The sequence below is a fragment of the Vibrio anguillarum genome, from assembly GCF_001989995.2.
Lineage (GTDB): Bacteria > Pseudomonadota > Gammaproteobacteria > Enterobacterales > Vibrionaceae > Vibrio > Vibrio anguillarum.
In genome coordinates this window covers 145,578-169,014 of the sequence record NZ_JAHGUP010000025.1, presented here as the reverse complement: position 1 = coordinate 169,014, position 23,437 = coordinate 145,578, and the positions used below count along the sequence as shown (strand labels likewise).

Here is a 23,437-nt window from a genome sequence, read left to right as displayed (position 1 = left end):
AATTGCTAACTGACGTAATGTTAAATTTGAACTGTCGCCTGCATCAATGAATGCAAATTTTTCACCGTGTTGGAATGCACCATTTTATTACTACGAACTAATAACAATAAAAGTGATGACGGTGCCATTCGAGCCATAACATAATGAGATGTACAAAACGGATGACTACTGAACAAGAACAGATTATTGCAGATGTAAAAACAGACACGGTGCAACCCGGTACTTTATTAAAGGCAAAGCGTGAAGCGTTGGGATTAACGCAAAAGCAAGTTGCCGATAGGTTGCGGTTACGTCTCTCTATCATTCAGAGTTTAGAAGAGAATAACTTCGCCTCGGACCAAGTGGCGACGTTTACTCGCGGTTATTTACGTTCCTATGCGAAGGCCGTCGGGATCAAAGAGTCAGTTATTTTAGCTTCCTTTGATGATTGCTATCCTACGGTTGTCGCTGAACAACCGATGCAAAGTTTTTCGAAGAAAACCAAGCGAGAGAAACACGATAGCCGTATTATGACGCTGACATGGGGTATTTTTGCCATCATTATTGGTATTTCCTCATTATGGTGGTGGCAAAACCAAGAACAAGAGAATGTTGTGCTTGAGAGTTCACCATCAATCACGTCGACATCGGTTGAACGTTTGCGAGATGAGGATTTCACGACCGTTCCTGAATTAGTACCTACGGTTGACGAATCTCAAGTAGAAGTAGAAGCAGAAGCGGTGGATGCCCCTGTAGAAATCAACACTCAGGCTGCAGAACTTATCCCTTCACCTGAAGATGATACAGCCGAAGCCGACCTGAGTGCGAGCGACGATCCTGTATTGGATAAGACGCCACCGCAGGATGCAACGAATCCATACGCTCCTCTAACACTCACATTCAGCGCAGATTGTTGGATTCAGGTGAAAGATGCAGCAGGTAAAACCCTTTCCACTGGGATTAAAAAATCAGGGCAAACCGTAACCTTGCAAGGTGAAGCTCCGTTTCAAATCATTCTTGGCGCGCCTGAAAGCGTTTCAATGACATTTGCAAGTGAACCTGTAGACCTTTCTGGGTATACTTCCGGTAAAGTCGCTCGATTCACCTTACCTTAGAAAATACTATGCAACACGAATCTCCAATTAAGCGTCGTTCATCGACGCGTATTTATGTCGGTAATGTGCCCATCGGTGATGGTGCTCCTATTGCTGTTCAATCTATGACCAACACGCGCACTACCGATGTTGCGGCAACGGTCGCTCAAATTAAAGCGTTAGAAAAAGTCGGGGCTGATATTGTACGGGTTTCTGTACCGACAATGGACGCGGCAGAAGCGTTCAAGTTGATCAAGCAGCAAGTATCCATCCCGCTGGTGGCTGACATCCATTTTGATTACCGCATTGCGTTGAAAGTCGCCGAATATGGCGTTGATTGCTTGCGTATCAACCCTGGTAACATTGGCAACGAAGAACGTATTCGCGCCGTGGTCGATTGCGCACGTGACAAGAACATACCCATTCGGATTGGCGTGAATGGTGGGTCGCTCGAAAAAGAGATCCAAATGAAATATGGTGAGCCAACACCGGCTGCTTTAGTCGAGTCAGCGATGCGTCATGTCGACATTCTTGAAAGACTCAACTTTGATCAATTCAAAGTCAGCGTCAAAGCATCGGATGTTTTTCTCGCCGTTGATTCCTACCGTTTACTGGCTAAACAGATTGCCCAACCTCTGCATCTTGGTATTACGGAAGCAGGAGGCGCAAGAGCCGGTGCAGTTAAATCGGCAGTGGGCTTAGGTATGCTGCTTGCCGAAGGCATCGGCGATACGCTGCGTATTTCACTGGCTGCGGATCCGATCGAAGAGATCAAAGTCGGCTTTGATATTCTTAAATCGCTGCGTATTCGCTCGCGAGGCATTAACTTCATCGCTTGTCCAAGCTGTTCACGTCAAGAGTTTGATGTGATCGCCACAGTCAATGCGTTAGAGCAACGTTTGGAAGATATTTTGACACCTATGGATGTCTCGATCATCGGTTGCGTGGTTAATGGCCCAGGTGAAGCTGAAGCTTCTCATCTTGGTTTGGCTGGCAGCAACAAGAAAAGTGCATTCTACGAAGACGGCGTCCGCCAGAAAGAGCGTTTTGATAACGATGATCTGGTCAGCCAACTCGAAGCGAAAATTCGCGCGAAGGCCTCTATTCTCGATGAGAAGAACCGAATCAACGTGACTCAAATCGAACAAAATTAATCTCAACGACCTTACGGTAAGTATTGTGGCAAAAACAATTCAAGCAATTCGAGGCATGAACGACTGCCTCCCAACTCAGTCTCCACTTTGGCAAAAAGTGGAAGGCACAGTGAAAAACGTGATTAGTGCATATGGCTACAATGAAGTACGTATGCCTATCGTTGAGATGACACATCTATTTAGCCGTGCGATCGGTGAAGTGACCGATGTGGTTGAAAAAGAGATGTATTCTTTTGAAGATCGCAATGGTGACAGTTTATCGCTTCGCCCTGAGGGTACCGCAGGTTGTGTCCGTTCTGGTATCGAAAATGGTTTGCTCTACAACCAAGAGCAACGTTTATGGTACATGGGGCCGATGTTCCGTCATGAACGTCCGCAAAAAGGGCGCTACCGTCAATTCCACCAATGTGGGGTTGAAGTGTTTGGCCTGGATGGCCCTGATGTTGATGCCGAGCTGATTATGATGACCGCGCGTTTGTGGCGTGAATTGGGCATCGACAAACATGTTCGTTTGGAACTGAACTCAATTGGTTCTCTTGAAGCGCGTGCCAATTACCGCACCGCTTTGATTGACTATTTAGAGCAGCATCAAGAGGTGTTGGATGACGATGCCAAACGTCGCATGTACACCAACCCACTGCGAGTACTCGATACTAAAAATCCAGATATTCAAGCGATTTTAGGTGACGCACCCAAATTGTCTGAGTATCTAGATGAAGAATCCAAGCAACATTTTGCAGGCTTATGTGAACTTCTTACTGCTGCGGGTATCGAATATCAAGTTAACGAGCGCTTGGTGCGCGGCCTAGACTACTACAACCGCACCGTATTTGAGTGGATCACTGAAAGCTTAGGTGCTCAGGGTACGGTTTGTGGCGGTGGACGTTATGATGGCTTGGTAGAACAACTGGGTGGCAAAGCGACACCGGCAGTGGGTTTTGCCATGGGGTTAGAGCGCTTAGTGCTGATGATGGAAACACTGGAACTGACCGACGTGCGTCGCAGTGTCGATGTGTACATGGTCAGTGCGGGTGAAGGCACTATGATGGCAGCAATGAAACTTGCTGAGCAGTTGCGTGAACAGGTTCCGGGGCTGCGTGTTATGAACCATTTTGGTGGTGGTAACTTCAAAAAACAATTTAAACGTGCTGATAAAGTGGGCGCTGCGGTGGCTTTGGTATTAGGCGAAGATGAAGTCGCAGAAAGCACAGTAGTTCTCAAAGATCTTATCGGTGGTGAACAAATTACGATTTCTCAAACTGAAGTCGCGAGCAAACTGACGCATCTTGTGTAAGCAAGCGCATTTGAGACATCTATTAAAGAGGACAGGAAGTGGAACTCTACGATACTGAAGAACAACAAGTTGAAGCGATAAAAGATTGGTGGAAAGAGAACGGTAAAGCCGTGATCTTTGGTGCTGTAATTGGCCTTGGTGGCTTGTTTGGTTGGCGTTACTACCAAGATAGCGTTATTGCTGCGCAAGAAGCCGCTTCTGAAAGTTATAGCAAAGCGGTAACTCAGTTAGCTGCAAAAGGCGCAGAAGCAGAGATGGTTGTTGAGAGCTTTATTGATAGTAATAAAGGTACAGAATATGCCGTCTTAGCCGCACTACAACTTGCAAAAGTTCAAGTAGAAGCGGGTCAAATTGATGAAGCTTTAGCGCAGCTTGAATGGGCAAAAGCAAACACCAAAGATGATGCTATTCTACCGTTAGCGACCTATCGCGTGGCCCGTATTAAAGCGGAACAAGGCCAGTTTGATGCCGCCTTAGCTGATCTTACGACCATCACAGAGAAAGGGTGGGCGGGACGCATTGCGGAACTGCGTGGTGATATCTCACTGCGTAAAGGCGACACGGACGCGGCTTATGCGGCATACACGGAAGCACAACAAGCTGACGATGCAAGCCAAACGCTACAGATGAAACTGGACGATCTTGCCAAATAAGGGCACAAGTTGATGAAAAAGTTGTTCAACAAAGTGCTCGTTTCTGCCGTTGTGCTTGGAGCACTTGCAGGGTGTGCTAGTGAAGAAGACACCATTATTATGGCTCCTGTGCCAATGGTAACGAGTGAATTTACGCCCACAACTCAGTGGAGCACATCGATCGGTGATGGCGTAGGGCATTACTTCTCAAAGTTATCTCCAGAATACGCTTACGACAAAGTATTTATTGCTAGCCGTGATGGTTTGGTGAAAGCCTTAAACCCTAAAACGGGTAAAGAGCTGTGGAAAACCGATCTTGAACAAGATGGCACCATGCGTTTATCCGGCGGTATAGCGGCGGCCTATAGCCAAATTTACATTGGTAGTGAAAACGGTTTAGTCACTGCGCTTAATGAAGCTACGGGTGAGCTTGTATGGCAAGTTAAAGTCGACGGTGAAGTGCTAGCAGCTCCGGCTGCAGATGCGAACATGATCATTGTTAATACCAGTCGTGGCACTTTGGTGAGTTTAGACCAAGCGACGGGTGAGCAAAAATGGACCATCAGTACTGAAGTTCCTAATTTAACGTTGAGAGGTGACAGCAAACCTGTTGCGGTATCGGGCGGTGTTTTTTGGGGAACCTCAGGTGGCCGTCTTGCTGCCGCTATCGTTGAGCGTGGACAGTTGATTTGGCAACAACCGATTGGTATGCCTAAAGGTGCCACTGAAATTGACCGTCTAGTCGATGTTGATGCCTCACCTATCGTGATTGGCGGCATGCTGTATGCGGTTGGTTTTAATGGCCAGTTGATCGCCATTGATCTGCGTTCGGGCAAACCAGCTTGGAAGCGGAATTACTCTTCAGCAACAGACATGGCTAGCGATGGTGGCCGATTATTTGTGGTGACCGACAAAGATCATGTGGTGGCTGTGGATACAAGAAGCGGTACCGAACTTTGGAGCAACAAACAGCTTGAACACCGTTTGCTAACTGCACCAGCGATTATCAATGGCTACCTTGTGCTAGGTGACAGTGAAGGGTATCTACATTGGATTGATCGCAGCAGTGGTGAATTCGTTGCCCAACAGTTGGTTGATAAGAGCGGTTTTGCGGTGAGTCCTCTCGCTGTAGATGATGGTTATGTCAGCATGACCCGTAATGGCAATGTAAAGAAACTGACGATTAAAAAATAAATCGTGATATAATTCACATTCGGCTCCTGGCTGGTAACAGTTAGGGGCCGTTTTATTGAATAAGTAGATGTGGTTATAGGTAAAAATTTAATGCTTGCTAGCAAGTGTTTACCTATAACTACATAAGAGAAAATATTGTAGAGGTTAGTATGGTTCCTGTTGTTGCTCTTGTTGGGCGTCCCAATGTCGGTAAATCTACGTTGTTTAACCGATTAACTCGCACTCGCGATGCGTTGGTGGCGGATTTCCCCGGTTTAACGCGTGACCGTAAATATGGCCAAGCTAAATTGGGTGAGCACGACTTCATTGTTATCGATACCGGCGGTATTGATGGTAGTGAAGAGGGTGTAGAAACGAAAATGGCTCAACAGTCATTGGCCGCGATTGATGAAGCTGATGTTGTGCTATTTATGGTTGATGGTCGCGCTGGTTTAACGGCGGCTGATGAAGTGATCGCCCAACATCTGCGTAAGATTGAAAAGCGCGCTATTTTAGTCGTGAATAAAGTGGATGGCATTGACGCTGATGCTGCAAGTGCTGAGTTTTGGCAATTGGGCGTCGATCAAATGTACCAAATTGCTGCCGCTCATGGCCGTGGTGTTGGGATCCTTATCGACCGAGCTTTGAATCCACTTGCTGAAGAAATGATCGAGCAGGCTGAAGGCGAAATCGAAGATCTAACCGACTTTGAAGATGCCGAAGAAGAAAAGTTAGATTACACCGAAGAAGAAGCCGAAGCTGAATACAAACGTCTGCAAGATCAGCCGATAAAACTGGCGATCATTGGCCGTCCGAATGTCGGTAAATCGACACTCACCAACCGCATTCTCGGTGAAGAGCGTGTTGTGGTTTACGACATGCCCGGAACGACGCGAGACTCCATCTACATCCCGATGATGCGTGATGAGCGCGAGTATGTATTGATTGATACTGCTGGCGTGCGTCGTCGTACTCGCATTAACGAAACGGTTGAAAAATTCTCGGTCGTCAAAACCTTAAAAGCCGTTGAAGATGCAAACGTTGTTCTGTTAGTCATTGACGCTCGTGAGAATATCTCAGATCAAGATCTTAGCCTGCTAGGTTTTGCACTAAACGCCGGACGTTCGATAGTGCTTGCAGTCAATAAGTGGGATGGGCTCGATAACGACGTCAAAGAACGTGTCAAGAAAGAGCTCGATCGCCGTTTAGGTTTTGTCGATTTTGCTCGTATCCACTTTATCTCTGCACTGCATGGTACAGGTGTTGGTCATCTATTTGAGTCGGTTCAAGAAGCATACAAATCGGCGACAACACGTGTCGGCACATCGGTATTGACTCGCATTCTTAAAATGGCAACCGATGATCACCAACCGCCTATGGTTCGTAGCCGCCGCGTAAAACTTAAATACGCTCACGCAGGTGGTTATAACCCGCCGATTATCGTTGTACACGGTAACTTGGTGAATGAGCTGCCAGATTCTTACAAACGTTATTTGATGAACTATTACCGTAAGTCTTTAGAAATCATGGGTACGCCTATTCGTATCCAGTTCCAAAGCAGTGATAACCCATTTGAAGGAAAAGTGAATAAGCTGACCTTATCTCAAGAGCGTAAACGTAAACGCTTAATGACGATGATGAAAGGACGCAGCAAGTAGCCTTCCTCATAACTGAAATACCCAAGCTTAGACTTGGGTATTTTTTTGCCTAAAATTTATCATTGGCGATAGAGCCTCACTTAACGTGGCGGTCTGGAAATGAAGTGCAGTACCAAAATGATTGAGAGAAAAACAGAGCATGGCAACGTTGCTGCTTTGTATAACTATCAAACAAAATGAGTAGAATATTTCGCCAAAAGATCATTTCCATATATCCTGATTTCTTTGATTTTTTAGTTATTACGTAGAGCTTTATATCGTTATAAATCCATATGCAGAATATGTAACTTATGCTTTCGGTGCGTGGTTATATAAATGTTCTTTTGAGAGTAGATCGCTGAACGGAGCAGATAAAGCAAATGATCAGGCTGAGATCTTTTATCGATCATAGCCTAATGTGTATGAGGTGGTTGGTGAGCCTGAAGGTATTGTGATAGAGATCAAAGCTGAACTCTCGATAATCCGAGACCATACGTGCCGTTTGATGAAGTGTCGGCTATCACATGCACGATCTATCTACGCAAACGAGCTATCTATTAAAACGAACGATATAAAACATCTACCAAAATCACACTATGTGAAAGATGTTATGTGAAAGACACAAAGAGAGATGGGATCAATATGCAGGAAAATCTTTGCCCTTGTTGCCAAAATCCACTGGCATGGGATGGGCGTTACCATTGTACTCAGTGCAAACATCACTTTAACAAAATTGGTTTTTGCCCTGAGTGTGATTCGGAGCTGGAGAAATTGCAGGCGTGTGGCGCGGCAAATTTTTTCTGTAATTCATGCAATGAGCTCAAATCAAAATCTAAGATTCGATTTGAGTTTCAAGCACAGGATTAAGTGATTAATTGACGGTAGAGAAAACTTCGCCATCCGCCACTCGCGTGATCAATTGATCGCCGGTTTTTAGATCACGAGCGCGGTGAATCACTTTGCCTGAGCTATCTCGCGTGATCGAATAGCCTCGTTTTAGTGTCGCTAATGGGCTTACTGCGTCAAGCTTCTCTGCGGCTAGCGTTAAACGGTGTGCTGTGCGCAGGAGTTTTTTCTCCATTACGTCCAGTAATCGTTGCTCGCTTTTGGCTAGTCGATGCTGCTGCTTCGCCAAGGTTTGTACGGGAGAATGCAACTGCAGTTGATGGTATTGCTGGCCAATGTGCTCGCGCTGAGTCGAAATATAGCGCTGTATCGCCCGCTGTAGGCGCATTTCTGTGTCATCAAGTTGTTGGCTTTGACGCTGCAAGCGATAAGTGGGGTGCTGTTTCTCTAGCGCGTGAACCAAAGCGCGTAAATGATGCGCTTGTTGACTGGTGTAATAGCGCATCGCACTTTGTAGCTTGTGCTGGTATGAGGCGAAAGCTTGCCGCTTATTACTGTTGTCTCGGCTGACTAATTCTGCAGCAGCGGAGGGGGTTGGGGCACGTACGTCAGCCACAAAATCAGCAATCGTCACATCGATTTCATGCCCGACGGCACTGATAATTGGGATTTGACTCGCGGCAATTGTGCGCGCTACGATCTCGTGGTTAAAACACCATAAGTCCTCTAAAGAACCGCCACCGCGACCCACAATCAATACGTCACACTCTTGCCTCGCATTTGCTCTACCAATTGCTTGAGCAATTTGAATGGCCGCTTGTTCGCCTTGAACCAGTGTAGGATAAATGATGACGGGCAAGCTTGGATCGCGCCGCTTGAGCACATCAAGAATATCAAACAGGGCTGCGCCAGTTTTTGAAGTAATAACTCCGACGCATTGAGGATTTTCCGGCAAGGGGCACTTATTGGATTGTGCAAACAGCCCTTCCGCGGCCAACTGCATCTTCAGCTTTTCAAACTCTTGCTGGAGACGACCATCCCCTTCGGGTTGCATACTCTCGATAATGACTTGGTAGTCACCTCTGGGTTCATAAAGAGAAAGACGCGCTTTAACAAGTACCTGCTGGCCATTTTTAGGTTTGAAGCTCACAAAGCGATTATTGCCTTTGAACATCGCACATTTTACCTGCGCGCGAGAATCTTTGAGTGAGAGATACCAATGGCCAGAAACCGGAGCGGAGAAGTTCGATATTTCACCAACGAGCCACACAATGCCCATTTCATTTTCAAGTAACAGGCGTACTTCAGCATTGAGACGAGAGACAGTGTAGATGTTTTCGTTGGTCAAAGAAGGCAAGGCTAATCCCCTAGACGAGGGTATGGAAATTAGCGGCAATATAATACATATCAAGGGTTGGAATGCAAATTAAAAATTAAAAAATGAGTGGTCAAGCGATTGCCTCGGGCGTATAATCCGACCGCAATATCAAATCCAAATCGATTTATCCTGTTCATTGTGTATTAGGGCAAATTGAGACAACTTGGATTTACCTTTTATTCACTCCTCTTAATTGTGAGATATTGCAAATGCTAAGAATTGCCAAAGAAGCGCTGACATTCGATGATGTTCTTCTCGTACCAGCACACTCCACCGTTCTCCCAAACACAGCCGATCTCCATACTCAGCTGACCAAAAATATCACACTGAACATTCCGATGATCTCAGCTTCTATGGATACAGTGACAGAGGCTCGCCTTGCGATCGCTCTTGCCCAAGAGGGTGGTATTGGTTTTATCCACAAAAATATGCCCATTGAAGAGCAGGCTGAACAAGTCCGTCTTGTCAAAATTTTTGAAGCGGGTGTAGTCACTGCGCCAGTAACAGTTCGCCCTGATGCAACCATTCAAGATGTGATTGCTTTGACAGAGAAACATGGTTTTGCCGGTTTCCCTGTGGTGAGCGATCACAATGAGCTTGTCGGTATCATCACCGGCCGCGATATTCGCTTTGTTACTGATTTAACAAAAAAAGTTGAAGCAGTCATGACACCAAAAGATCGCTTAGCCACAGTTAAAGAGGGTGCATCTCGTCAGGATGTACAAGAGCGCATGCACAAAGCGCGTGTTGAAAAAGTCTTGGTAGTGAATGATGAATTCAAACTGACTGGTATGATCACCGCGAAAGATTTCCATAAAGCAGAACGCAAACCGAATGCTTGTAAAGATGAACAAGGGCGTTTACGTGTTGGTGCGGCTGTTGGTGCCGGTGCTGGCAATGAAGAGCGCGTAAAAGCATTAGTGGAAGCGGGAGTGGATGTTCTACTGATTGACTCTTCTCATGGCCATTCAGAAGGTGTACTTAACCGTATTCGTGAAACGCGCGCCGCTTATCCTGATCTCGATATTATCGGCGGCAATGTTGCAACGGGTGCCGGTGCGAAAGCTCTAATTGACGCGGGCGTAAGCGCGGTCAAAGTCGGTATTGGCCCGGGTTCAATCTGTACAACGCGTATTGTAACGGGTGTTGGTGTTCCTCAAATTACGGCGATTTCTGATGCAGTTGAAGTGGCTGATCAATACGGTATTCCTGTGATTGCTGATGGCGGTATTCGCTTTTCTGGCGATATTTGTAAAGCGATTGCTGCTGGTGCATCTTGTGTGATGGTCGGCTCCATGTTTGCGGGTACTGAAGAAGCTCCGGGTGAAGTTATTTTGTTCCAAGGCCGTTCATATAAAGCTTACCGCGGTATGGGTTCGCTGGGTGCAATGTCTCAAGGCTCTTCTGATCGTTATTTCCAATCTGACAATGCAGCTGACAAGCTTGTACCTGAAGGGATCGAAGGTCGTATCGCTTATCGAGGCCGTCTAAAAGAGATCGTTCATCAACAAATGGGTGGTTTACGCTCAAGCATGGGCTTAACTGGCTCGGCCACTATCGAAGATCTGCGCACTAAAGCCGAGTTTGTTCGTATCTCTGGTGCAGGTATGAAAGAGTCACACGTGCACGACGTTCAAATTACCAAAGAAGCGCCAAACTACCGCTTGGGTTAATGACGAACCACGAATAGCTTGAAGCTTATGGGGAGCGCGATGCTCCCCATCCACTACATTAATGATTGAGATTGACCTTAAATGACTAAAGATATCCATGACCAACGTATTCTGATCTTAGATTTCGGCTCTCAGTACACACAACTGGTTGCCCGCCGTGTTCGCGAAATCGGTGTTTATTGTGAGCTGTGGAGCTGGGATGTTGAAGAAGCAGACATCCGTGAATTCAACCCAGATGGCATTATTCTTTCTGGTGGTCCTGAAAGTGTGACTGAAGCCAACTCTCCGCGTGCGCCACAATATGTGTTTGATTCTGGCGTACCTGTGTTTGGTGTTTGCTATGGCATGCAAACCATGGCTGAACAGTTGGGCGGAAAAGTGGCCAGTTCTGAGGAACGTGAATTTGGTTATGCAGCTGTACAGCTAATGGGTGAATCGGCCCTGTTTAGCGACCTTGAGCTAACGCAAGATGTTTGGATGAGCCATGGTGATAAAGTGGTGCAAATTCCGACTGATTTTGTTAAAACAGCGCAAACGGAAACTTGTCCTTATGCGGCAATGGCGAATGAAGAGAAAAAATATTATGGCGTGCAGTTTCACCCAGAAGTCACGCACACCAAAAACGGTCTAAAAATGCTTGAGAATTTCGTTCTCAACGTTTGTGGTTGTGAGCGTCTATGGACGGCTGAGTCTATCATCGAAGATGCAGTTGCTCGTATTAAAGAGCAAGTCGGCGACGATGAGGTGATCCTTGGCCTATCGGGTGGTGTAGATTCGTCAGTTGTGGCGATGCTGGCTCACCGAGCGATTGGCGATAAATTAACCTGCGTATTCGTTGATAACGGCCTATTGCGTCTGAATGAAGCTCAGCAAGTAATGGATATGTTTGGCAACAAGTTTGGTTTAAACATCATTCATGTTAATGCAGAAGATCGTTTCCTCAACGCACTGCAAGGTGAGTCTGATCCGGAAGCGAAACGCAAAATCATCGGCCATGTGTTTGTTGATATCTTCGATGAAGAATCAAAGAAATTGAAAAATGCGAAATGGCTTGCGCAAGGCACGATTTACCCAGATGTGATTGAATCGGCTGCCTCTAAAACAGGTAAAGCGCACGTGATTAAATCTCACCATAACGTTGGCGGTTTGCCTGATGATATGGAAATGGGATTGGTTGAACCACTGCGTGAGCTTTTCAAAGATGAAGTACGCAAGATTGGCCTAGAGCTTGGCCTGCCTTACAACATGCTTTACCGCCATCCGTTCCCAGGCCCTGGCCTTGGCGTACGCGTGTTGGGCGAAGTGAAGAAAGAGTACTGTGATTTGCTGCGCCGCGCCGATGCTATTTTCATTGAAGAGCTGCATGCCGCTGATCTGTATAACAAAGTGTCACAAGCTTTCACGGTTTTCTTACCTGTTCGTTCAGTAGGCGTTATGGGTGATGGACGTAAATACGATTGGGTTGTATCGCTACGCGCTGTGGAAACCATTGACTTTATGACAGCACATTGGGCGCACCTGCCTTATGAGTTCTTGGGTAAGGTTTCTAACCGTATCATCAATGAAGTGAATGGTATTTCTCGTGTGGTTTACGATATTTCAGGTAAGCCACCAGCAACGATTGAGTGGGAATAATCCTCCAGAAAAGCGTACTCCTTCGGTGAGTGCCCTGTTATGATTGCTGCGAAATAGTCGGGGAGCCGATGCAGATTCTGCATCGGCTGAGATCGAAATTCGAGACCCGTCGAACCTGATTCAGTTAATACTGACGTAGGGAACTATGAGCACTTTGTCACCAGCCGAATAACAACGGCTAACCTTTGTAAATTCGATTACCGAACTTTTCAAATCACGGTCAAAGTCAGTTCCTGTATGTCTGTCATAGGAGCGACCATGGCACACCCAATACAGAAACATACTCAAGAAACGACGCGATTAAACATACCCGTTGTACTTACTATCGCAGGGTCTGATAGCGGTGGAGGGGCAGGCATTCAAGCCGACATCAAAGCGATATCGGCAACCGGCAGTTTCGCGTGTTCCGTTATTACCGCCATTACTTCACAAAATACTCAAGGCGTTTCCGCCATTTTCCCTATTCCACTTGATCATATCGAAAGCCAGTTAGATGCCGTCTTTAGCGACTTGAAGATCGTGGCCGTTAAAATTGGCATGCTAGCCGATGCCAGTATCATCAAGATCGTTGCCAACAAAATGCAGCAATACCAACCCAAGAGCCTTGTGATAGACCCCGTGATGGTGGCGACCAGTGGTGATTTATTACTTGAGCAATCGGCAATCAGTACATTAAAAGAAATGTTGATCCCTTTGGCTGACATCATTACCCCCAATTTATTTGAGGGAGCAGTACTTACTGGCAAGCCGGTTCCTCAATCTGGAGTCGAAATGAGCGGTATGGTGGCTGATTTACGAGCGTTGGGTGCAAAGGCGGTGCTGCTAAAAGGTGGGCATTTAGAACAAGATGAAAACAGCAACGATCTTTTGATCATGCAATCTTCGTCAGAATTACTCAGTGCGAAGCGTTTTCCAACCCAAAATACCCATGGGACGGGTTGCACGCTCTCTTCTGCGATCGCTTCTTATCTTGCTCAAGGAAATAACCTGCACAAATCCGTGTATTTGGCTAAGCAGTACATATCGCAAGCCATTGGCTATGCCGATGAACTGGATGTTGGCCAAGGTCGCGGCCCAGTTCATCACTTTTTTACTGGCCACGCTCATGTGCGCTAAGCCATTGCCGGTGCGATGATGCTTGAGAAATTTGAGGCATTGGTTGTTCACTTAACCTGATGAAAAATAGATTGAACTCTAAAAGCCTCAAGCTTTTTTGAGGCTTTTTCATATTTATCGACTTGCCTTCAAAGGGCGATGTCGCCGTACGATAATTGGTTTACATCATGATGAAACCACTCGCATTTTGACATTTAATTAATAAGTTTCACTGTCAACAATGGCTCGGCTATCCATACTATTTTCACCGTACCCACTAAGCAAAAAATAAGGGATTGATATGTTGAAAACAAAGCATTTAGCCGTGCTGATTAGCAGTGTCTTAGCCGCAAACAGTTACGCGTTAAATATCTTACCTGACCCTGAAAATTCCGCGGGTTATATTGTCTCTAAAGTAGAGCTGCAAGCGGCAGAAAAAGCCAAAACAGCGGATCCCATGTATGCCATCTGGTCGAAAGCACTAGAAACGCGTTCGAATGCAATTGTTGAAGCAATAGTACCGGGTTTAAGTTCTAACCCTGAAAACGTTAAGCGTGTTGAACGAGTCTTTCCACAGTACGAGTGGGATTTCTTAACTCAAATGGCGGCTCCCGAATACACCTACACACGCTTCTTACGGGCAATTGGCAAATTCCCCGCGTTTTGTGGCGAATATACGGATGGCCGAGATTCAGACGCAATTTGTAAAAAATCCATTGTGACGGCTTTTGCCCATTTCTCACAAGAAACGGGTGGTCACATTGCGAAAGATAACGTATCTGATAACCCGAATAGGCTTGAAGAGTGGCAGCAAGCATTGGTTCATGTGCGTGAAATGGGTTGGTCTGAAGGGCAAAGTGGCTACACAACCGGTTGTGGCCAAAATGATTGGCAAAATGCTCGTTGGCCGTGCGCCGCTGGGCAAGGTTATTTTGGTCGAGGTGCGAAGCAGCTCTCTTACCATTTCAACTATGGCGCTTTTTCTGAAGTGATGTTTGATGGTGATGCCAAAGTACTGCTCAATAACCCCGGATTAGTAGCGGATTCTTGGTTGAATTTAGCCTCAGCGATTTGGTTCTTCTTAACTCCTCAAGCACCGAAACCGGCAATGTTGCACGTAATTGACCGTACATGGACACCTTCGCAACGTGAAAGCGATGCTGGTATTGGCTATGGTTTTGGCACCACAATTAACGTTATCAATGGCGGCATTGAGTGCGGTGAACAGAACAAAGATAAAGGTCAACCGGTTAATCGCATTCGCTACTGGGAAGGGCTAGCGGATCATTATCAAATACCGATTGAGTCAGATGAAAAGAATACCTGTTGGCAGCAAACGCCTTACGGTAGCTTAAATTTGAACGGTGCGACGGATGTGCTGTATACCAACTGGGATGGTAATTGGAAATATTACTCTGATCGCCCAGGTGGCTACTCGTTTGAATGTGAACTGGTTGGTTTCCAAACTGCGTATTCAGCCCTTGTTGCTGGTGATTACGAAAAATGTGTGACTAACTTTTATGGTTCACATTCTAGCTGGCCCCAAGTGCGTGTTGTGGATGCGATTGATCCCGGTACGCCACCAGAGCCGCCAGTGGATGGCATCGTCGGCTGGGAAGCGACAAAGGTATATAACACGGGCGATAAGGTGAGCTATAAAGGCGCTACTTATGAAGCTAAGTGGTGGTCACAAGGTAATGAACCCACTCAAGGTGATCCTTGGAAGCTTATTACGGGTGAACCAACAGCGCCCACAACACCTGACCCTGTTGAGCCACCACCAGTGGTCACCGAGCCAGAACCGCCCGTCACGCCAGAGCCTACGCCACCAAGCAGTGATTTTTCAAGCTGGGTTGCAGGGGTTACTGTTGCAAAAAATGGCGATAAAATTACGCATAATGGAAAGTGTTTTATGGCTAAAAATAACCCCGGAGTATGGGAATCACCCACGCAAAGTAACTGGTTTTGGGATGAAATAAACTGTCAATAGAGAGTAACATTTAGCAAAAGGAGAGCAGCACGATCGAATTCGGTTGTTCTGCTCTCTTTTTGAATAATCAAGTGGTTAAATTTACAATCTTAGTTTTCGTTAACGTTCTTTCCATTTTGTGTGCTACTCCACTAAAATCCGCGCGTAATTTTTATCAACATTTTTTAAGGTACTCGCGAATGTCTACTAAATTGGCCAATCCAGCGCCGCTAGGCCTAATGGGTTTTGGCATGACGACTATCCTGCTTAATATCCATAACGCAGGCTTTTTCCCTATCGACTCTATGATTTTGGCGATGGGTATTTTCTACGGTGGTTTAAGTCAAGTCATCGTGGGTATCATGTGTTTCAAACGTGGTGACACTTTTGGCACCACAGCGTTTACCTCTTACGGTCTATTTTGGCTCACATTGGTTGGACTGATTGTCATGCCATACATGGGACTACCAGCAAGCCCTGCTCATTTTATGGGTTGGTACTTAGCGTTGTGGGGTATTTTCACTGGTTTCATGTTTATCGGTTCATTGTGCTACCCACGAGCTAAACAAGTGGTATTCGGCTCACTGACCATTCTATTTGCTTTGCTAGCGGCGCGTGATTTCACTGGTAGCGAGCTTATCGGCACGATTGCCGGCTTTGAAGGTATCTTCTGTGGCGCAAGTGCGATTTATTTTGCAATGGCTCAAGTTCTGAATAACGAATACGGCCGTGTTATTTTGCCGATTGGTGAAAAGAAAGCGCAAAACGCTGTTGTCGAAAAGTTGACGACACAAGAAATCGCAGCCTAATACGGGTTGATGAAAAAGAAAAAGGGTTAGCGTTTGCTAACCCTTTTTGCGTTTACCTTGAATGCTTTTTGCTGATGAGTTTAGCTAATCCGTTAGGATGATGGTTGTTCAACACCCACGGAGCTCTCTTCTACGGTTGGTTCTTGTCCCGTTTTGCGTTTATATTTTCCTTCCCAATATGTCGCATTCTTAATGCCGAGTTTTACTGGGTTGAAAAGATACTCATCGACACCTTGTTTTTGTTGCTCTTCATAATCTTTGAGTGCTGCAATAGCTGGTTTAGCCATAAAGAAGATGATCAAAATCCCGACTATGTTTAGCCACGCCATCAAACCCACGCCCACATCACCCATTGCCCAAGCAAGGTTCGCGGTTCTCACTGTGCCGTAGAATACCGTTGCGATGATCACTACTTTAAGAAGGAACATCAGGCCATCGACTTTAAAGGTGCGGCGAATGTAAGCAATGTTCGTTTCAGCAATATAGTAGTATGCCAAGATCGTGGTAAAGGCGAAGAAGAACAGAGCAAACGCAACAAAAGGTTTACCCACGCCCGGTAGTGCGCTCTCAATCGCCATTTGGGTAAATACTGGGCCATTGGCACTAATATCCGCCGCGATGTTCTGTACTAAAAATGCACCTTCTGCGCCGCCGTGTACGTTATAAGCACCAGTGATCAGAATCATGAACGCGGTTGCGGAACAGACCAGCAGAGTATCAATATAGATAGAAAATGCTTGCACTAAACCTTGCTGCGCTGGGTGATCAACACTCGCGGCAGCCGCAGCGTGCGGTCCAGTACCTTGGCCTGCTTCGTTTGAGTAAACACCTCGTTTTACCCCCCAACCAATCGCAGCACCAATACCTGCCATTGGTGTGAACGCATCACCAATGATCATGGCAAAAATACGTGGTACTTCACTGATGTTAAGCAGGATGATAACAAACGCAGTAATCACATAGGCCAAAGCCATAAATGGCACCACGACCTGTGTGAAGTTAGCGATACGCTTAACACCACCAAAGATGATGAAAGCTAAAATAATTGACACTACGGTACCAGTAAAAATCTTAGCAAAAGTGAAGCTACCGATAGTGGTTTCAATGATTGGGCCAGCCCCAAAAGCCGCTTCTACGGCATTACCAATGCTGTTGGATTGCACGCCAGGTAAAAGAACACCACAAGCAAAGATGGTGGAAATGGCGAAGATCCATGCATACCATTTTTGTCCCATCGCTTTTTCGATGTAATAAGCGGGACCACCACGGAATTCACCTTCATCTTCTTCTTTATAAATTTGTGCCAGAGTTGACTCAGCATAAGCAGTCGCGGCACCAAAAAAGGCCACTACCCACATCCAGAAAATAGCACCAGGGCCACCAAAACCAATTGCTGCGGCTACGCCTGCAATATTACCCGTACCGACGCGTCCCGAAAGTGAAACGGCCAAAGCTTGGAAAGAGGATATCCCTTTGGTTGAGCTTTTTCCGGAAAGAAGAAGTCGCCACATTTCAAAAAAGTGACGGACCTGAACGAATCGGGTCACAATTGAGTAGAATAAACCCGCACCAAGGCATAAATAAATTAGCGCCGGGCTCCAGATTATTCCATTCAGAAAATCAACAAATGACTGCATATGCATTTCCCTGTTTTAGTAGTTTTGGTGAGTGTTGTGTTTGCTTTGTGGGCAACATATTAATCTTTTTGTAACTTAGATGTTAATTTATTTGTCTGTGAATAATCGTTAGCGTGATGAGGAACACAAAATGCTAACGAAATGTTAAATAATAGGTGGGTTAATTAGAATTGGCTAAAATTTCAGCGCATATGGGTTGGTCACCCGAAAGGTTGGAAATTAAATCCTCTCGGGTGAATCATTATGCATAATAACTTTCCACTAAGGTTTAGCTAATAATAAGCATTTTCTATTGTGGCTAGTTGATGAGGTAGCGAGAGAGATTCAACTCATGAATTGGTAAAGCACAAGTTTGCTCACTGACAATGTCGGCAAGAAGCTGTCCAGATCCGCAAGCCATCGTCCACCCTAAGGTTCCATGTCCGGTATTGGTGTAGAGGTTTTCAAATGGAGTGGAGCCTATAATCGGGGTCCCGTCAGGCGTCATTGGTCTAAAGCCTGTCCAGAATTTAGCTTGTGCTAAATCACCGCCTTGAGGAAAGAGATCGGTCACGACTTTTGCAATGGTTGCTTTGCGCGCATCAGGCAAGGCAGGATCAAACCCGGCTAACTCTGCCGTGCCCGCGACACGAATTCGATCCTCAAAACGAGTGATGGCCACTTTATATGTTTCGTCCATTACCGTTGAACGCGGGGACAATTCGGCGTCGACAATCGGCAGCGTTAGTGAGTACCCTTTCACTGGATAAACAGGAATGGAGATACCCAATGTCGCCAGTAAAGCGGTAGAGTAACTGCCGAGTGCGACGACATATTTGTCTGCTTTCAGTTCACCTTTATCGGTTTGGACAGCGATGATCTTTTTGCCTTCAGTGGTTAATGTTTTTATTTGTGCATCAAACAGAAATTGCACCCCACGGCTTTTCGCGAGCTCTGTTAATTGTTGGCAAAACAGATAGCAGTCCCCGGTTTCATCGTCGGGGAGGTACAAACCACCTCGCAATTTATCGCGTACAAGAGCAAGACCCGGCTCTTGCTTAATGCACCCATCGACATCAAGAAGCTGATAACGAATCCCACTTTGCTCGAGTAGTTTGATGTCCTTTTGTATCGCTTGTAGCTGTTTTTCGCTGCGAAATACTTGCAACGTTCCAAGCCGACGGCCTTGATATTGCAGGTTATGTTGCTGATTCAGGTCAGCCAAACAAACGCGGCTGTAATTGGCAATCGCCAGCATTCTGGCTTTATTGATGTTGTAACGATCCTGTTGGCAGTTCAATAACATTTTACCCATCCACGCCAACAGCTGTGGGTCGATAGATGGTTTTATTTTCAACGGTGCATGCTCTTCAAACAGCCACTTTAATGCTTTTTGTGGGATGCCGGGTGCAGCCCAAGGGGAAGAGTAGCCATAAGATATTTGCCCTGCGTTAGCAAAACTGGTCTCTTTTGCACCTTGTGATTGGCGATCCACCACCGTTACTCGGTGGCCCGCTTGTGATAAATACCATGCGCTGGTTAGCCCGATGACGCCGCTGCCTAAGACGATCACGTCCATGTTGTCTCCTTAAATCATCCTAGTGTGTTCTTTGAGCACATTCAGAGTTGGTGTAAATGTTCACATAATGGCAACATCAAACATCAAATTGAGTGGAAACACAATCATTAGCCCCTGCACTTATTTTTATGTGGTGATGACAAAAGGGGGGAAATGAAGTCAGAGACAGGTCGCTATCAGCGCTGAGTGTGTCTATGTTTCAATACTGCATAAATCATAACGATAAAAGTGATAGCGGCCATTGCCCAGATCCAATAGCGGTAAGCAGAATAAAAGTGGCTGATTTGGTGAAGATGTTCAAACGCAAAATGGGTGAGTAAACCAAAGACCGCGACCCAAACTGTGGTGGCAAGCACGTTACCCAGTAAAAATACTCTGATGGGCATTTTCGCCACTCCGCAGGCTAATGGCATGAATTGTTTCATCCCCTCAACAAAGCGACTGATGATTAAGCAAATCGGGCCGTATTTTTGAATAGCGCTTTGCAGTTTTTGAAATTTAGCCCCTGAAATATAGCCTTTTTTATCCAACCAACCCTCAAAATAATAGCCGAGCAGATAGCCGCAACTATTACCAATAAAGCAGCTTAGCCACGATACAATCATAACAAGAGAGAAATTCATTACGCCATTGGATGACAAAATGGACGCGGCAATCATGAGCGATTGGCCGGGCATCGGAATGCCAATCCCTTCGAAAAAGATGCTGATGATCAGTGCTAGATAGCCGTACTGTTCCAATAACGGCTGCATTGAGAGGAGCAGTTGATTGATAGGTTGCAAAGCGGGTATCCACCATCGAAAGTTTGAGGTTATTTAATACGCTGGTTCTTCGTTTGAATCAACGTCATCCTGTGATAATGCCCATTTCTTGGCTCTTAAAATAGAATACGTTGTGGTTAGTACCTTCAAATTAGCTGAAAATCATCAGCAAATTTGTTGTGGTTTCTATGCTCTTTTGGCGTAGTACACTGCTTAAAAATCAAGAGGAGTTATTTTATGTTTCATGCCCATGTTTATTTTGATCTCGCAGAGCAAGCGAAAGCACAGCGCGTACAACAAAAAATTGCCCAACAACGACATGATGTACAAGCCATGTTTGGCTTAGTACCAAGGCTTGTTGGCCCGCACTTAAAGCCGATGTTTGAAGTGCACCTTGCTGACAATAGCCACGGATTTATTGAGTGGCTAGATGAACATCGGGAAGGTCTTAGCGTGTTGATCCATCCGGTTTCTGGAGACGATAGGTATGACCATTCTGAGGGACAAGTTCTGTGGTTAGGAGAGACTTTAGGGGTGAACTTAGCCGTATTGCGTTAGAGGATGCCTATCAAATTAATAGCCACAGTGAATTAGTGTTTAATGCTCATCTTGTCTAGTCTGTACAGAACGCAGCAGAAACAATAATCGTGGCAAGGTTTTGAAGAAAAAGGTTTTTCGAACAAGTCGTGACCGCAGGCTCATCACCTCTCGTTGTTATTGTATATACATGATGTTGTTCTAAGTTTTGTTGCATTTGAATTTAATACAGTGAATGTTCAGCCAATATCGACCGTGCTGAGTGTTTTTAGAATAAATCAAGCACACTTAAATAGCCGCAGTAATGCGAAGCAAGGAGAACGCAATGGAGAACAAAGGTATGAATTCGGGCGGTAAATGCCCAGTCATGCACGGCGGAGTAACATCAGCTGAAAAGTCCAACATGGATTGGTGGCCAAAAGCACTGAATCTTGACATTCTTCACCAGCACGACGTGAAAACCAACCCAATGGGTGCGGATTTTAATTACCGCGATGCGCTAAAAACATTGGATGTTGATGCCTTGAAAAAAGATCTCAAAGCACTGATGACCAATAGCCAAGAGTGGTGGCCTGCCGACTGGGGGCATTACGGTGGTTTGATGATCCGCATGGCATGGCACTCTGCGGGTACTTACCGAATTGCAGATGGTCGCGGTGGTGCGGGCTCTGGCAACCAGCGTTTTGCTCCGCTTAACTCGTGGCCCGATAACGCTAACTTAGATAAAGCTCGTCGCTTATTGTGGCCAATCAAACAAAAATATGGCAACAAAATCAGTTGGGCGGATCTAATGATCTTGGCGGGTAATATGGCTTATGAATCCATGGGGCTTAAAACCTTTGGTTTCGCTTTTGGTCGTGAAGATATTTGGCACCCAGAAAAAGACACTTATTGGGGCTCAGAAAAAGAGTGGCTAGCGCCAAGTGGCGGAGAAAATAGCCGCTATTCCGGTGTGCGTGATTTAGAAAATCCACTTGCTGCCGTGATGATGGGCCTGATTTATGTAAACCCTGAAGGCGTTGACGGTAATCCAGACCCGCTTAAAACCGCACATGACATGCGCGTTACTTTTGAGCGCATGGCAATGAATGATGAAGAAACCGTGGCGCTGACAGCGGGCGGGCATACGGTGGGTAAAGCGCATGGTAATGGTAGCGCTGCGAACTTAGGGCCAGATCCTGAAGGGGCGGACTTGCACGAACAAGGCTTGGGTTGGAATAACCATACCAGCCGCGGCATTGGCCGTAATACGGTCACCAGTGGTATTGAAGGTGCATGGACTACGCACCCAACCCAGTGGGATAACGGTTTCTTCCACCTGCTATTTACTTACGAATGGCAACTGACGAAGAGCCCTGCTGGCGCGTGGCAGTGGGAGCCAATCAACATCAAAGAGGAAGATAAACCGGTTGATGTGGAAGACCCAAGCATTCGCTATAACCCCATGATGACCGATGCCGATATGGCGCTGAAGATGGATCCTGAATATCGCAAGATCTCAGAGCGCTTCTACAAAGACCCAGCATATTTCTCTGAAGTGTTTGCGCGAGCTTGGTTTAAGCTCACTCACCGCGATATGGGGCCTAAAGCGCGTTACTTTGGCCCTGATGTTCCGGCAGAAGATCTCATTTGGCAAGATCCCATCCCCGCAGGTCGTAAAGATTATGATGTGGATGCAGTAAAAGCAAAAATAGCGGCCAGCGGCTTAAGCATCAGTGAGATGGTCAGTACCGCATGGGATAGTGCTCGTACTTTCCGTGGTTCCGATAAACGTGGTGGCGCTAACGGTGCGCGCATTCGCTTGGCTCCTCAAAAAGATTGGCAAGGTAATGAGCCAGAAAGACTCAGCAAAGTGTTGGCTGTTCTGGAGAAAATTGCCGCTGATGCGGGTATTAGCATCGCCGATACCATTGTTTTGGCGGGTAACGTCGGTGTTGAACAAGCGGCCAAAGCGGCAGGCGTTAATATTACTGTGCCTTTTACTGCGGGACGTGGTGATGCAACGCTTGAACAAACCGATGTGGGATCGTTTGATGTGCTTGAGCCACTGGCGGATGGTTTCCGTAACTGGCAGAAGCAACATTACGTGGTTAACCCAGAAGAGATGCTGTTAGATAAAGCGCAACTATTACGCCTGACTGCTCCAGAAATGACCGTATTGATTGGTGGATTGCGAGTGCTCGGTACAAACTATGGCGGCAGTCAACATGGTGTATTGACAGACCGTGTTGGGGCGTTGACTAACGATTTCTTCGTTAACCTCACCGACATGAATTACACTTGGAAGCCAACAGGCCGTAACTCTTACGATATGGTTGAGCGTAAGAGCGGTAAAACAAAATGGACAGCGACTCGTGTTGATCTGGTGTTTGGCTCAAACTCTATTTTGCGCTCATACGCTGAAATTTACGCGCAGGACGATAACAAAGAGAAGTTCGTCAAAGACTTTGTCGCTGCTTGGGCCAAAGTCATGAACGCCGATCGCTTCGACGTGTTGTAAGCTATCTCCACTCGGTAATCTTGATATTAAGGCCCTCTTAGCGAGGGCCTTGTTGTGGCTAGGTTTTACTCTAAAG

18 protein-coding genes and 1 riboswitch are annotated in these 23,437 nt (G+C 46.1%); of the genes, 14 read left to right on the top strand and 4 right to left on the bottom strand.

Translation table 11 applies throughout. The annotated features are described in order from the left end of the window. The first annotated feature begins 143 nt into the window (after positions 1 to 143). The 7 genes from rodZ to PL85_RS06825 all read left to right on the top strand — a co-directional run bounded on the left by rodZ (position 144) and on the right by PL85_RS06825 (position 7,830). Positions 144 to 1,094: a cytoskeleton protein RodZ gene (gene rodZ, locus PL85_RS06855; RefSeq protein WP_081989732.1), complete on the top strand. Its 951-nt coding sequence runs from the start codon at positions 144 to 146 to the stop codon at positions 1,092 to 1,094. An 8-nt stretch (positions 1,095 to 1,102) separates the two neighbouring features. Next, positions 1,103 to 2,227 (top strand): flavodoxin-dependent (E)-4-hydroxy-3-methylbut-2-enyl-diphosphate synthase, encoded by a 1,125-nt coding sequence (ispG, locus tag PL85_RS06850; RefSeq protein WP_010320399.1) that lies wholly within the window; start codon positions 1,103 to 1,105, stop codon positions 2,225 to 2,227. 25 nt (positions 2,228 to 2,252) lie between these two features. Beyond that, positions 2,253 to 3,521 (top strand): histidine--tRNA ligase, encoded by a 1,269-nt coding sequence (hisS, locus tag PL85_RS06845; protein WP_019282105.1) that lies wholly within the window; start codon positions 2,253 to 2,255, stop codon positions 3,519 to 3,521. A 38-nt stretch (positions 3,522 to 3,559) separates the two neighbouring features. Then, positions 3,560 to 4,174, top strand: a complete 615-nt coding sequence (locus PL85_RS06840) for a YfgM family protein (protein ID WP_013857490.1) — start codon at positions 3,560 to 3,562, stop codon at positions 4,172 to 4,174. 12 nt (positions 4,175 to 4,186) lie between these two features. After that, on the top strand, positions 4,187 to 5,347 hold the full coding sequence (bamB, locus tag PL85_RS06835; protein ID WP_026027694.1) for an outer membrane protein assembly factor BamB: 1,161 nt from the start codon (positions 4,187 to 4,189) through the stop codon (positions 5,345 to 5,347). A 149-nt stretch (positions 5,348 to 5,496) separates the two neighbouring features. After that, entirely contained in the window at positions 5,497 to 6,984 is a 1,488-nt protein-coding gene (gene der, locus PL85_RS06830) for a ribosome biogenesis GTPase Der (RefSeq protein WP_029388206.1), read from the top strand. A gap of 621 nt (positions 6,985 to 7,605) precedes the next feature. Then, positions 7,606 to 7,830: a zinc ribbon domain-containing protein gene (locus tag PL85_RS06825; RefSeq protein ID WP_202599510.1), complete on the top strand. Its 225-nt coding sequence runs from the start codon at positions 7,606 to 7,608 to the stop codon at positions 7,828 to 7,830. Between the two features lie 4 nt (positions 7,831 to 7,834). On the opposite strand, the gene xseA is transcribed toward PL85_RS06825, so the two are convergent. Continuing rightward, positions 7,835 to 9,166, bottom strand: coding sequence for an exodeoxyribonuclease VII large subunit (gene xseA / locus PL85_RS06820; RefSeq protein ID WP_069212136.1), 1,332 nt, complete (start codon positions 9,164 to 9,166; stop codon positions 7,835 to 7,837). Between the two features lie 230 nt (positions 9,167 to 9,396). Here xseA and guaB point away from each other — a divergent pair, with 230 nt between their 5' ends. The 5 genes from guaB to PL85_RS06795 all read left to right on the top strand — a co-directional run bounded on the left by guaB (position 9,397) and on the right by PL85_RS06795 (position 16,368). Then, positions 9,397 to 10,860 (top strand): IMP dehydrogenase, encoded by a 1,464-nt coding sequence (guaB, locus tag PL85_RS06815; protein ID WP_029388205.1) that lies wholly within the window; start codon positions 9,397 to 9,399, stop codon positions 10,858 to 10,860. Positions 10,861 to 10,941: 81 nt separating this feature from the next. Then, positions 10,942 to 12,495: a glutamine-hydrolyzing GMP synthase gene (gene guaA, locus PL85_RS06810; RefSeq protein WP_115339567.1), complete on the top strand. Its 1,554-nt coding sequence runs from the start codon at positions 10,942 to 10,944 to the stop codon at positions 12,493 to 12,495. A 48-nt stretch (positions 12,496 to 12,543) separates the two neighbouring features. Beyond that, a riboswitch (TPP riboswitch) is annotated at positions 12,544 to 12,654 on the top strand. Positions 12,655 to 12,753: 99 nt separating this feature from the next. Beyond that, a complete protein-coding gene (thiD, locus tag PL85_RS06805; RefSeq protein ID WP_094150320.1) occupies positions 12,754 to 13,611 on the top strand; it encodes a bifunctional hydroxymethylpyrimidine kinase/phosphomethylpyrimidine kinase in 858 nt (285 codons plus the stop codon). A 280-nt stretch (positions 13,612 to 13,891) separates the two neighbouring features. Continuing rightward, positions 13,892 to 15,580: a chitinase gene (locus PL85_RS06800; RefSeq protein WP_115339568.1), complete on the top strand. Its 1,689-nt coding sequence runs from the start codon at positions 13,892 to 13,894 to the stop codon at positions 15,578 to 15,580. A gap of 179 nt (positions 15,581 to 15,759) precedes the next feature. Then, positions 15,760 to 16,368: an acetate uptake transporter gene (locus tag PL85_RS06795; protein ID WP_010320388.1), complete on the top strand. Its 609-nt coding sequence runs from the start codon at positions 15,760 to 15,762 to the stop codon at positions 16,366 to 16,368. A gap of 92 nt (positions 16,369 to 16,460) precedes the next feature. Here PL85_RS06795 and PL85_RS06790 read toward each other — a convergent pair whose 3' ends face one another. The 3 genes from PL85_RS06790 to PL85_RS06780 form a co-directional block, all read right to left on the bottom strand. After that, positions 16,461 to 18,005: an alanine/glycine:cation symporter family protein gene (locus PL85_RS06790; protein WP_017043180.1), complete on the bottom strand. Its 1,545-nt coding sequence runs from the start codon at positions 18,003 to 18,005 to the stop codon at positions 16,461 to 16,463. A gap of 298 nt (positions 18,006 to 18,303) precedes the next feature. After that, positions 18,304 to 19,563 carry a D-amino acid dehydrogenase gene (locus tag PL85_RS06785; RefSeq protein WP_115339569.1) on the bottom strand — a complete coding sequence of 420 codons (1,260 nt, stop codon included), beginning with the start codon at positions 19,561 to 19,563 and terminating at the stop codon, positions 18,304 to 18,306. Between the two features lie 176 nt (positions 19,564 to 19,739). Then, positions 19,740 to 20,345, bottom strand: a complete 606-nt coding sequence (locus PL85_RS06780) for a DedA family protein (RefSeq protein ID WP_019282098.1) — start codon at positions 20,343 to 20,345, stop codon at positions 19,740 to 19,742. 216 nt (positions 20,346 to 20,561) lie between these two features. Between PL85_RS06780 and PL85_RS06775 the strand changes: the two genes are divergently transcribed. Together PL85_RS06775 and katG are read left to right on the top strand one after the other, a co-directional pair. Next, positions 20,562 to 20,882, top strand: coding sequence for a DOPA 4,5-dioxygenase family protein (locus tag PL85_RS06775; RefSeq protein WP_017046265.1), 321 nt, complete (start codon positions 20,562 to 20,564; stop codon positions 20,880 to 20,882). 304 nt (positions 20,883 to 21,186) lie between these two features. Then, a complete protein-coding gene (gene katG, locus PL85_RS06770; protein WP_115339570.1) occupies positions 21,187 to 23,361 on the top strand; it encodes a catalase/peroxidase HPI in 2,175 nt (724 codons plus the stop codon). Positions 23,362 to 23,437: the final 76 nt, after the last annotated feature.